General features: G+C 50.9%; 6 protein-coding genes. All 6 read right to left on the reverse strand.

Annotated features, from left to right (window positions below):
• Nucleotides 1–48: 48 nt before the first annotated feature.
• A complete protein-coding gene (locus GBK04_RS09175; protein ID WP_152758854.1) occupies nucleotides 49–3,405 on the reverse strand; it encodes a VCBS repeat-containing protein in 3,357 nt (1,118 codons plus the stop codon).
• 105 nt (nucleotides 3,406–3,510) lie between these two features.
• Complete coding sequence (locus GBK04_RS09180; protein ID WP_152758856.1) at nucleotides 3,511–5,379, reverse strand: RagB/SusD family nutrient uptake outer membrane protein; 1,869 nt, start codon at nucleotides 5,377–5,379, stop codon at nucleotides 3,511–3,513.
• Nucleotides 5,380–5,399: 20 nt separating this feature from the next.
• Nucleotides 5,400–8,582, reverse strand: coding sequence for a SusC/RagA family TonB-linked outer membrane protein (locus tag GBK04_RS09185; protein ID WP_373330848.1), 3,183 nt, complete (start codon nucleotides 8,580–8,582; stop codon nucleotides 5,400–5,402).
• A gap of 719 nt (nucleotides 8,583–9,301) precedes the next feature.
• Nucleotides 9,302–10,810 carry a c-type cytochrome domain-containing protein gene (locus GBK04_RS09190; protein ID WP_152758858.1) on the reverse strand — a complete coding sequence of 503 codons (1,509 nt, stop codon included), beginning with the start codon at nucleotides 10,808–10,810 and terminating at the stop codon, nucleotides 9,302–9,304.
• 85 nt (nucleotides 10,811–10,895) lie between these two features.
• On the reverse strand, nucleotides 10,896–11,228 hold the full coding sequence (gene rhaM, locus GBK04_RS09195) for an L-rhamnose mutarotase (RefSeq protein ID WP_152758860.1): 333 nt from the start codon (nucleotides 11,226–11,228) through the stop codon (nucleotides 10,896–10,898).
• A 24-nt stretch (nucleotides 11,229–11,252) separates the two neighbouring features.
• Complete coding sequence (locus GBK04_RS09200) at nucleotides 11,253–12,737, reverse strand: DUF1501 domain-containing protein (protein ID WP_152758862.1); 1,485 nt, start codon at nucleotides 12,735–12,737, stop codon at nucleotides 11,253–11,255.
• Nucleotides 12,738–12,821: the final 84 nt, after the last annotated feature.

The raw sequence follows: 12,821 nt of genomic DNA on the forward strand, positions 1-12,821 counted from the left end.
GCTCGAAAATTTCGAGCCCTTATCCTACAAATGCCGGTGAATGTTTACTTATTGACGGGCTTTTATCCGATAGGCTTTGAGAGGTTGCTGATTTACTCCTACCAGCAGTTGGTTGCCTAGCGAAAGTACACTGCGCACATCGCCCCTGATTGTAAAACCCGCTTGCTTTTGCGGTACGCTGACAAACCCACCCTGACCGTTTCCTTTGAGAAGCAGCCCGTAATTAGCATCGAATTTGCCCAGCCGCAACCTTCCCTGACTGATATTTCCGCCCAGGAATAGGTCTTTTTTGCCATCCTGATCATAATCCAGGGTAGTAATGGCGAATATCGGCGAGAACTGCGCTTCGAGCGGTAATTCCTTAAGCTGAAACTTTCCGTTACCCGCATTGATGAAGCAGGCCGTTTTTAGGTAGTTCGCTTCCCGCTTTCCCGCGCTTTCCAGTTCCTGCGCCGAGAAAAGATCGTTGAGCGTCACGTCGGCGTAGCTTTTGTAGTCGGGATAACGGGCGCCCATGCTGCTCATTTGCATCACGAGTTCGTCGCGGGTGACGTAGGGGTAGTTTTTGCCCTGAATATAAAAACTCAGGATTGGGTCGATGGTACCGTTGTTGTCAAAATCCTTGTAGTAGAGCGAAGCTACCTCCTGGTCATTGGCCCGCACCTGCGAGTTGAGGCCCTGGTTTCCTACCACCAGATCGGGCCGACCGTCGCCGTTGAGGTCCTCCACCAGGAGTTGATTCCACCAGCCCTGGTATGCCTTGTCGAAGTAGGCCTTGGTTTTGTCCGTCAGCTTTCCGTTTTCATTAGTGAATACAGTGACGGGCATCCACTCGCCCACCACAATGAGGTCGGTTTTGCCGTCGCCGTTGACATCGGCACTGGCCGCGTCCGTCACCAGGCCCAGCGTCGCTAGCGCGGGGGCAAGCGCCGCGGTGCGGTTGGTGAAGGTACCCTTCCCATCATTGACCAGCAGGTAGCTTTCCGGCGTTTCGGGATAGCGGCCGGGTACCACGCGCCCGCCCACGAACAGGTCAGGTTTGCCATCTCCCGAGAAATCGCCCACGCACACCGCGCCGGTGCTGGTCAGCATCGTAGGTAGTGCTTTGAGACTAAGGGTGTAGGTACCTTTGCCGTCGTTGAGGTAGAGTTTGTCCTGAAACCGGGCATCTTTCGGTTCAAAATCCGCATAGCCGCCGTTAGCTACGTACAGGTCGGGAAAGCCATCGCCATTGGCGTCGAAAAATACTGCGTCGGTGGCCTGACTGGCAGCATCGGCGGCGAAAGCAGGGGTACCTTTCTCAATAAAATTCCCTCCTTTCTGTTGGAGGAATAGGGCACTGGCCTGGTCTTTACCACCACCGACGAACACATCGTCCAGACCGTCTCCATTGACATCGGCTTTGGCCAGGCAAGGACCGGAAAACGACACGGGATTGACCAGTAAGGGTTGCCGGTAAAAATCGTTTATATCAAGCGTAGCATCCTGATGGGCAATGGGCGAAGGTACCTCCATAAATAGATTCTCGGCTTTTTCACCCCACCGGAAGGTACCTTTGGCCTCGATTTCGGATACGGTCAGCAGTTGATCGATTTTAGGATTGATCATCGTCTGCATTTTACCCGAAGGCCACACGACCCGCAACGAATCTACATTGTTTTTTTCACCCAGACCAAAATGCAAAATCGGCGAGACACTAGACTGGTAGCCGCGGGTCGGCATCTGCTCTACATACTGTTCCTGTCCTCCACTGTATAAAGTCAATTGTGCCCCAATGCCCTGGGTATTGGCGCCTTTTCCCTGGGTTTTTATTTTCAGATAGTGATTTTTGGATAAAGTGTTGCTTTGGTTCTGATACACAAAAGCCGGTTGATTGACATTGTTGACGATCAGATCCAGGTCGCCGTCGTTGTCCAGATCGGCGTAGGCTGCGCCATTGCTGTTCGATGGTCGGGCCAGTCCCCAGGCCTGGGTGGCGTTCCTGAACTGCAGATCCCCGCCATTCTCAAATACATAATTCGTCAGATTGGACGACGGAATTTCGTACACGAGTTTCAGAACATCGGCGCGTTGAATACCCTGCTGCTGGTTCTGTACGTAATCGCTCATGTGTTTCACAAAATCCATGTTGGTAAAATCACGTGGCAGGCCGTTGGTAATGTGCAAATCTTTCCAGCCATCATTGTCAAAATCGGCAAACAGAGCCGACCAGCTCCAATCGGTATTAGATAATCCAGCCAATTGCCCTATCTCTTGGAAATTACCGTCTCCATCATTGATTTGCAGCATATTTCGCATATACTGATGGTTGAAGCCAAGACGGACATTCAAGTCAAACTTTTGATAATTATCTGGCGCTACCAAAAGCTTCTGACGTCGGTTGTCTTCGGGTAGCATATCTAAAGTCAGGATGTCAGGTCGGGTATCGTTATTGAGGTCGGCCACATCACTCCCCATCGAGAAATGTGAAGTGTGGCCAATTCGATTTTTAAGCTGATCGGTGAAGCCACCCTTTTTATTGTTGATGTAGAGATAATCAGGTACCTGATAATCATTGGAAACGTAGAGGTCGGGCCAGCCATCGCCGTTAACATCGGCTACACCAGCGCCGAGGCCATACGAAAGCGCCGAGCTTTGCAGCCCCGCGGCGCGGGTAATGTCTTTGAAGGTACCCCCGTCGTTGCGGTAGAGCCGCATGCCGTTCATGGGGTCGTCTTTTTTGAGGAGTTCGGCCGTACCAAGCTCGTTCAGGATGGGTAGTGATTTAGGGTTGTGGTTGAGCAGGAACATATCCAAGTCGCCGTCCTTGTCGTAATCAAAGAAGGTAGCCTGGGTACTGGTCCCCTGGCTGGCCAAGCCGTATTTTTCGGCTTCTTCGGTGAAGGTAGGTATGCCGTCGGCTCCGGCCCCCTGATTGATGTAGAGTTCGTTGCGACGTTTCTCGGGCAACAGATTGCCCGAGTAGCACACGTAGATATCCAGCTTACCGTCACCGTTGACATCAGCCATAGTCACGCCCGTTTTCCAACTGGAATCACGACCTGCGACGGCAGCCTTGGCGGTAATATCCTCAAACTTCATCATACCTTTATTGAGGTATAAACGGTTCGGCACCATATTCCCTGAGAAATACACATCGTCCAGGCCGTCATTGTTCAGATCGCCAACAGCCACACCCCCGCCATTGTAGAAATACTCATACATGAGCACGTTTCCATTCAGGCTTTCCGTGAGAGTATTTTCAAAGGTAATGCTGGTTTGTTCGGGAGCCAGCAGCGCGAAGAGCGGATTTTCGGGGGTACCTTCGTTTTTTTCTCCATTTGTACCTTCTTTCTGGCAACTTTGAAGAAACCCCAGACCAATGAATAGCGGTATAATCCGGCAAAATACTTTGTGCAGCAGCATGGATGAAGAAGAGTTTTTTTCCAAGTATCGGATCACTAAAAACGGAAAAGAATCCGGACCGACCAACGGTCGACCCGGATTCTCCCCATAAAACCAACAGACTACTTACTTAACTGGATAACCCGGATTCTGAGTCAATTTAGTATTCCGATTCATCTCACTCTGCGAAACAGGCAGAAAGTACATTTTATCCAGCCAGGTCCGGTTCTCTTTACCGGGATCGATCAGGAAGGGAGTGTACGTGTAGTTGTAGTTGTCCTTGCTGTATTTGTATACGCTTACCGTTTTGCCCGGCTTGAGGGTACCTATGATATTGATACCATTGGCTTTACGACCCAGGGTAGTGGGAGCAATCATCCAGCGGCGGGTATCGTGGTAGCGCTGCTCTTCGTACAGCATTTCAATTCGCTTTTCATTTCGGAATTTATCCACCAGGGCCGTGCCCGACTCCGTGATGGCAGGCATTCCCGCCCGGAACCGGATTTTGTTCAGCCAGGTACGGGCTTCTTCTTCCTGTCCCAGATTGATACATGCCTCGGCGTAGTTGAACACAGCTTCGGTATAGCGCAGGATCGGCCAGGGAATTTGCTGCCAGGTGTTCTGATCCACGATAGCAGGGTTGGGATCCGTGAACTTGCGGAAATAGTAGCCGGTATAACTCCCGTTCCAGTCTTCGATGGAACTTTTCCGGGTATCCAGACCAAAGTGGGTGACTTTGTTTCCAGCGGCATCGATCACTTCATAGCTTCCGGTCTGAATCTGGCTAGCAGGATCTTTAGGCAGGTTCGCGTTGGAACGTACTTTCCAAGGTGATCCTTCGTGCAAGATGGAAGCCTCAAAGCGGGGATCGCGGTTGGCGTATGGATCGGCGGCGTGTGCCGGGTTGTTCCAGTCAAATTTGGTTCCGTCCAGCATTTCATAGTCGTCTACCAGCAGTTGGATGGGCGTATTGCCCGCCCAGTTGTTGTAACCATTGGGCCCGTTATAAAGCCCGATACGGCCGCCGTTCTCCTGCTTGGTGTTGATAAAATAACGCGCTAACAGGAGTTCAGTTTCACCACCGTTACGAGCCAGGGCAATATTCATATAATTGGTAGTTCCCTGTGAGGGAGGTGTAGCGGGAGCGGTCAGGTCCATTTTATAGCCACGGTTCAGGTCCAATACCACCTTGGAGGCATCTTTGGCTTTCTGCCAGCGATCCGTACGGCTGCCGCTTACATAACCCAGCAGTTCGGGATTAGAAAAACCAGCAATGGTCGTCGACTTGGCTTTCGCGGTAGGAATATCGTGCAAGTCGCTGGCGGCATAGGTCAGGATGCGCGACTTCAGAGCCAGAGCAGCGGCTTTGTTAGCGCGTCCGGCGGCCATGCTTTTTCCATCGAGCAAGGTAGCGGCATCCTCACAATCCTTTACGATAAAATTGACGGTCTCTTCCCACGTGTTGCGGGGTGCCAGATAATCGGCCTCACCTAGTTCGTAGGCCCGATCAATGATAGGTACCCCGCCATAATAGCGAGCCAACTGGTGGTAGAAATAGGCGCGCATGAATTTGGCCTCGCCCGTCAGGCGTTCCACAATGTTATTGGTATTCGGAAACTGAGGATCGGCCAGATTCTCAAGCGCCAGGTTGGCTGCCCGGATGCGGGAGTACATAGTGGCCCAGGCCAGGGTATTGTTTACCCAACCGATATCGGCCGGATTGGAGCGCGACTCGGTAATGGTAGTGATGCCACGGCCGGGGTGCGTAAACATTGCTTCGTCGGTCAGGGAAGCAAGCATCTGCTCATCAAACCCTCCGTTGCCAAAGCCTGCATAAATCTCCGTCACAAATGCTTCCGCGAGAGCGGCGTCCGTCCAGACGGCGGACTGAGATATCTCGCTTAACGGCTCAGTGTTGACAAAGTCGTCGTTACAACTGGTAAAAGTTACCGTAACCGCAACGAATGCCAGAGCCAGAAGTTTTAATTTTTTCATAATAATTTTGACTTTTTTGGTTAAAAGGTGGCGGTTAAACCGAAGTTGGCCACTTTCTGTTGTGGATAGTAATATCCATTACCGTTAGCAGCTTCCGGATCATATGCTTTCATTTTACTGAAGGTCAACAGGTTTAAACCGTTGAAATACAACCGGAACTGGCTCAGGCCCACTTTACTGATGATTTCCGATGGGATAGAATAGCCTATTTCCAGATTTTTCAAGCGAATATAATCCGTGCTTTGCAGCCAGTAGTCGTTACCATTAGAATAATATTGGTCACTTCTATTAGCTATACGTGGATCGACGCTACTTGGATTATCTATGGTCCAACGATTATCAGCAACCTGCTGCAAAAAGTTACCTATGTTACCCGACTCACCCGTGCTGACGTACTGTTTCGCTCCGGCACCACCTTGAAAGAGGACGGTCAGGTCGAAGTTCTTGTACTGAGCACCCAGATTGATTCCTCCCTGGAACAAAGGCAGGTCAGTCAATTTCGAACGAACCCGGTCATCCGGCGTAATCTTACCATCACCATTGTAGTCCTTATACTTCATATCGCCAGGGCGTAGTTGGTTCACGATGGCCGAGTAGTCAAGTTTGTTGGCATCGATTTCCGCCTGATCTTTGAATACACCATCGTATTGATAGTAAATGTTAGTGTTGATCGGCTTACCCGTTGACCGCTGCCAATCGGGCGCACCAGGTGCTTCGTCCCAGAAAATGATCTTGTTTTGGGCATAGCCACCGTTTACACCGACATTATACTTGAAATCCTTAAATTGATTCCGGTACCCTATGTTGAATTCCCAGCCTTTGTTCCTGACCTCACCGATGTTCTCAGAAGGCAGGCTCAAACCGGTACTTTCGGGAACGGAAGCATTCCGGAAATACAGAATGTTGGTACGGTGGTTGCTAAACGCATCTAGCTCTACAGTCACTTTGCCATTGAAAAGCTGGGCGTCAAGACCGATGTTCGAATTGGTAGCCACCTCCCAAGTAATGTTCTTGTTAGGAACTCGTGCCTCGTAGAGGGTTTTTACCTCATTGTTACCGATGATGTAGCTACGGAAGCCATAGGTGGATAGGTACTGATAGGTAGCCAAGTCCGTGGTATTAGGAATATACACCTGGTCATTACCCAACTGCCCGACCGAACCACGAATTTTTAGGAAGTTGACCGCCGGAACGTTGTTTTTCCAGAATCCTTCTTCTGATACGACCCAGCCCAGCATGATTCCTGGGAAGAACCCATAGCGGGTTTCCTCTGGGAAAATATCTGAACCATCATACCGCCATAGGAATTCAGCCAGGTACTTCTCTTTGTAGTTGTAGCCCACCCGACCGAAGTAATTGATACGGGCCGTATTGAATGCTCCTCCACCATTATTTTTTGACAAATCCCCGCCAGCAAAAAGCTGATCAAGGGCAGTCGAGATAAAATAGCGACGGTAAGCGTTGAAGTTGTCGCCCTTAATGGTTTCCCGGTTCATCCCGGCGAGTAAGTTAATGGTGTGACTACCAATCACTTTGTCATAAGAGACTACCCCGCCCAGCAGAATATTCAGCTGGTTTGCGTTTTCAAGACGCAAATTAGGCTCAGACGGCCCACGCACAGCGGCTACCAGTTTGGGCGTTACCCCGTCGGCCTCAAATCCGGTTCCGCGTTGGTACAACGTCCAGGGTATCTGCCATGTTTTCCTGAGAAGGGTTTTATTATCGACGGAAGCCGTACCCGTAAATTTCAGACCCTCTACGCCTGGAATCTTGATTTCGAGTGAACCATTGGTCTGCACATAATCCTGATTATTCTTGTCGTATCCACTCAGATCAGTCGTGATGACCACGGGATTTTCACCATTCTCAATATCGGGGCCGGGTCGTCCATCAGGCCAGTAAGCAGGTTCTTGAGGCTTACCCCGGTTCAACATCCGAAAGATCGCGTCAGCACTTCTAGTGGGATAAGACCGTGCCTCTCTCCTTCCCAGGATGCCCATGTTTACTTTGACGTATTTGTTGATGGTAGCGTCAAGGTTGATCCGGATATCGTACTGCTTGTAACCCGTAGCAGAATTGATGTAATAGCCATCCTGGTTCTGATAACCCAGTGAGGCCAGGTACTTTAAGCTTTCGGTTCCACCGGTTAGCTGCACATTATGGCGCGACTGCGGAGAATTTTTCTTAAAAGTCGCTCCGAACCAATCAGTATTGGGGTGGCCCCAAGGATCGGATCCATCGCGGTACTTAGCCATATCTTCGGGCGTAAAGGGTGCCTTGCGTACTGTGCCATCGGGACGCGTATAAGAACCCGTGGTCTTATAGGCCTGATTGGCCGCTGCCCATTCCGAAACGGGTAATCCATAGATATCTAGGTCGTTCAGCATGCTCGTGTACGTGGCTGCATCGGCCCGCTCGGGGATCACCGTCGGATTGGCAAAGCCCTGATTGAAGGAATAAGAAAGCGTAGGCTTACCCGTCTTGCCACGCTTGGTGGTAATGAGGATAACGCCATTGGCTGCCCGCGAACCGTAGATAGCCGCCGCCGCATCCTTCAAAACCGAAATACTCTCAATGTCGTTGGGATTGATCCGGTCAAGACCACCGGAACGATTGGGAATACCGTCGATTACGATCAAAGCACTGTTGTTACCCAGCGTGTTGGCACCCCGGATACGGATGGTAGCTCCGTCGGCACCCGGCTCCCCGGAACGGTTCACGACCGTCACACCCGGCAGGCGACCCGCCAGCGAGTTGGCCAGGTTGACAGCGGGTGATTTTACCAATTGGTCACCCTTGACAGACACAACCGAACCTGTTACCGTTTCTTTCTTTTGCACGCCGTAGCCTACGACCACCACTTCGTTGAGTGATTTGGTATCTGTAGCCATTTTCAAAGTAAGATTGGTACGTCCGTTGAGTTCAATTTCCTGCGACACATAGCCAATCGAAGAAAGGATCAGGGTAGCGTTGGCACTGGGAGCGTTCAGCGTAAAATTGCCATCGGCATCGGTGGTAGTACCTCGCGTCGAGTTTTTAACTACAACGTTTACACCGGGGATACCCTGATCAGCTTCGTCGGTTATTTTGCCCGTAATGGCAACATCCTGAGCGTACACACTTACGGTGCCGATCAGGAGCAGGGCTAATAAAAACAGACATTGCCTGACGAGGGCCATTGCCTTAAAAGTAGTAATTTCCATAGGTTGGGAGTAAAAATGTTAAAAAGTTGGTTGGCTTCAATCAATTACCTTAACTATCAAACCATAGCTAAGCGAACGTGAAACTTGCGGACCAAGATCTGGCCAATACGTTGGAGTTCTCTCCATGTCGATGGGTGTCTACATAGGCTGGGTATTTTGAATTCAGGAAATATTAAACGAACTGTGGATAGCCTCATTCTTATCCGAGGATCAGAACGCGGGCCTGATTTGCGCATTCTAAAAGAAAGCAGTTCAAGGGGTGGAAAGGGGAAGTGGGCAATACCACATTAGGTTCTGTCATTCTCAGTCTCACAGTACATTCCATCAATGAATAAAGTATAATTCGGAGCATTTTATACTCATGTCAATTGCTCACTCGCCACAAATTAGTATCGAATATTCCAATTTATAGTAAAAATTATCTTGTTTTTCAGTCAAGCTCTCACGCATAACAACTTGATGTACGCTGGAGTGTTTTATACCTGTCTGCAAATAAATGCAATATTATTTAAAAAAAATACCACTTGCTATGCAAATTATTGCATTTTATGCCTAAATTTTGATCTTTTTCCGAATAACTAGCCCTTTTTTGGTGAAGATTTAGTTAATTCCTTCAAAAGGATAGTTTCTCAAGCAGCCTCAGAAAGCACAAAGGGAGTCGAATAAGATGGAGGATGGCAGCTACTGTTGACAGCCAGGGAAATCGAGTAGTGCCGAAATCAGGGGGTAGGCTTTCCAGACACGCGAGTGGAGTCGGCTTTACCCGCCTTGAGAAAAGCAGCCACAGTAGTTTCGTCCAGTCCGGTAACGATATTCAAATCGGGCCGTACCTTCCGCAATTGGACGATGCCCGCTTCCGTAACCGCCGATTTCCAGACGTATACATTCTTGATAGCCTTCAGACTCGCCAAGCTCTGCAAACCGCTATCGGTCACTTTGGTCCCGATCAGGTTGAGGTATTCGAGATAAGGAAGATTTTTCAAGTTTTTCAGACCGGCGTCGGTAATACCCGTATACTCAAGATGCAGCTTATTGAGGTTTTTAAGTTTGCTGATTTCGGTTATTGCGGGATCAGTAATACTGGTACTCCCCAGCTTTAGCCACACGATCTGTGAAGACAGAGGAGTCAACAGAGGTACCTGAGCATCCGAAAACTCCGGAGCATTTACCGCGCTTACTTCTATCAGGTTCTGCTCACTGGCTACAGGCGTCACCAGTAGGTTAAGTGATTCAAGCGACTGCACGGCTTTCTCATCCGGCTCGGGTACCTTCAGGCTCAATACGGGCGAACCGGTAGGTTTGTAGCCCGCTCCTCCTGCATTTTCCCCCTCGCTCAGCGAAGCCAGGGCAGGTTTGATCTTATCATCCGATTTTAATTCGGCGACTTTCTTATCCACCGGCGCACCCTGGTCGATCCACCAGGTTAGCAGAGCAATCTGATTGTCAGAAAGCTGGGGCTTGCCTATAGGCGGCATATGGTCGTCGTTATCCAGCGGCAGCAGACAACGTTTCAGAAGTTCACTTTCGGTACTTTTGCCTGCTACGAACACAACGCCGTTCTCGCCGCCTTTGGTCAGGTACTCGAACGTATCCATTCGCAAATCACCCTTCTTTTTGGTAGCATTGTGGCATTGGGTGCAATGCACACTCAGAATCGGTTGCACGATGTCGCGGTACACGACCGCTTCCGGCACATTGGCGATGGGTTTGATTTCGGTAAGTTGCTCCTGCCGGGGAGGGATTCCGGCCAGCGAGCGAAAGGGCTCGGGAGTGTAAGCGGTAAGGTACCCATCTCCATGCGTTAGGCTGCCCCCATGGTGCCCTGCCACCATCGTCAGCACTGTAGCCAGACCAAAAGCAGGCAGGTAAAAGGCAGGGCCAAAAGGAATCCGGTGAGCAAATGCTTCTGACTTGACCGCCCAGGCGATCCAGGCGAAAGCTGCCACACCAAGCCCCTGCCACATGTGTTCGTCGAGCAACTCCTCTTCGTAGCCACCACCCAGCGACAGCAGGTAGCCCGCTCCGCAGGCCAGGGTGGCACTCACCGCCGACCAAAACAAGATGACCGAAAGTGTGGTTTCGTGCACGTGGATCTTACCAAAACGCCGTCCAATGGCCAAAAAAGCCGCCAGTAGCAGAAAACCAATAGGTAGGTGCACCAGTACGGGGTGGAAACGGCCAAAGAACATGGCCCAATCAGAAACCTGCAGCAAGAGGGTTGAGAGCATACTTACTATAAAGCCTCACTTTATTGAATGAAAGCTGAATATACCCATAAAGGCCGTTTAGCCAATAATGTACTTATCGACCGCACTACAAGGTAGCCGGAAGGCGAAACACTTCGGGACAAGCTACGGCTATCGGTGAATTATCGCCGTTTACTTCCATAATATCGGCCATGTAGTCCCACCAACGGCGCATGATGGGCTGCTCGGATAAGCTCAGGCGGGTTGCGGTAGTTGTTATTTTCTGGAAAGCAAACAGGCTACTGGTAGCTTCATCCAAGAAAATGTAATACTCGGCGATGCCTGCCTGCCGAAGAAGCTCCTGCAATTCGGGCCAGATTTCGTCGTGGCGTTTTTTGTACTCCGCCTCGAAGCCGGGCTTCAGATTCATCCGGAAGGCATTTACCTGACTATTGGGCATGAACAAGAATATAGTATAGTTGAACTAGGCCAAAATCGGCTGGATTACTTTTCCGGCCACATCCGTGAGCCGGAAATTCCGTCCCTGGAAGGGGTAGGTGAATGTCTCATGATCAAAACCCATCAGATGAAGGATAGTGGCCTGTAGGTCGTGGACGTGGGTTTTGTCTTTCGCCCCATAGTAGCCGAGCTCATCCGTTTCACCGTAGCTGAAGCCCTGCTTCACGCCACCGCCCGCCATCCAAACCGTAAACGCTTCCAGATGGTGGTCGCGTCCCATAAAGGGCAGTACCTGTCCGTTGCGGTTTTCCTGCATGGGCGTCCGGCCAAATTCTCCGCCCCATACGACGAGGGTTTCGTCCAATAGGCCGCGCATTTTCAGGTCCTTCAACAGGCCCGCCACCGCCTGATCCGACTGACGGCATTTCTCGTGCAGGCCGATCTCGATGGCTCCGTCGGCACTCGTGCCATGGGTATCCCAGCCCCAGTCGAAAAGCTGCACGAAACGCACGCCATTTTCAACCAGTTTGCGGGCCAACAGGCAATTCATGGCAAAGGTACCCTCCCCAGGTTTGACGCCATACATATCCAGAATGTACTGCGGTTCCGTAGAAACATCCATCACCTCCGGCACGGACATCTGCATCCGAAAAGCCATTTCGTACTGACTGATGCGCGTCAGAATTTCGGGATCCTGTACTTCTTCGTAGGTCTGGCGGTTGATTTCATTGATAGCCTCAATCGTCTGTTTACGGATATTTCGATTCATCCCACTCGGATCCGACACATACAGCACTGGGTCGCCACCCGTGCGGCACTGCACCCCCTGGTACACACTGGGCAAAAATCCACTTCCCCATACGCTCTTGCCCGCATCAGGCTGCTTGCCGCCCGATGCCAGCACGATGAAGCCCGGTAAATTCTGATTTTCAGAACCCAGTCCATATACCGACCAGGCTCCCAGACTCGGGCGACCCAATCGGGCGCTACCCGTGTGCATCAGTAGCTGGGCGGGGGCGTGGTTGAACTGATCGGTATACATCGCCTTCAGAAACGTCACCTCGTCTGCCACTTCCTGCAGGTAGGGTAGGTAGTCGGACAGCCAAGCTCCGGACTGTCCGTACTGGGCAAAGCGTCCCTGCGGACCGAGCATCTTGGGTACCCCTTGGATAAAAGCGAACTTCTTGCCTTCCAGAAATTCTGCCGGACAGTCCTGACCATGATACTTCACGAGTTCAGGCTTATAATCGAAAAGCTCCAGCTGGGAAGGCGCCCCTGCCATATGGATGTAAATCACCCGCTTGGCTTTGGGCGCAAACTGAGGCATACGTACCGCCATCGGGTTATCGGGCAGGGCCGGGGCAGCGGCTTCGGTACCTGAGGTACTACAGCTACCCAGCAGGGAACCCAATCCAATAGCGCCCAGACCGAACCCACATTCTTTCAGGAAATGCCGACGGGTCTGACGCTGTAGTTCAGCGTGCTGGAGTTCTTTGAATAGGTTGTTCATGGTGTTCATAGGATGCAAAATAGCAGTGTTTTGCCATTTTATATGCGGAAAGGGTACCCTGTTCTACGGACATTCCGCCGATAC

It is taken from the genome of Salmonirosea aquatica (assembly GCF_009296315.1).
Taxonomy (GTDB): domain Bacteria; phylum Bacteroidota; class Bacteroidia; order Cytophagales; family Spirosomataceae; genus Salmonirosea; species Salmonirosea aquatica.

Coding starts and splice junctions, on each gene's coding strand:
- GBK04_RS09175 (WP_152758854.1), bottom strand. CDS start 3,405: ATGCTGCTGCACAAAGTATTTTGCCGGATTATACCGCTATTCATTGGT.
- GBK04_RS09180 (WP_152758856.1), bottom strand. CDS start 5,379: ATGAAAAAATTAAAACTTCTGGCTCTGGCATTCGTTGCGGTTACGGTA.
- GBK04_RS09185 (WP_373330848.1), bottom strand. CDS start 8,582: ATGGAAATTACTACTTTTAAGGCAATGGCCCTCGTCAGGCAATGTCTG.
- GBK04_RS09190 (WP_152758858.1), bottom strand. CDS start 10,810: ATGCTCTCAACCCTCTTGCTGCAGGTTTCTGATTGGGCCATGTTCTTT.
- rhaM (WP_152758860.1), bottom strand. CDS start 11,228: ATGCCCAATAGTCAGGTAAATGCCTTCCGGATGAATCTGAAGCCCGGC.
- GBK04_RS09200 (WP_152758862.1), bottom strand. CDS start 12,737: ATGAACAACCTATTCAAAGAACTCCAGCACGCTGAACTACAGCGTCAG.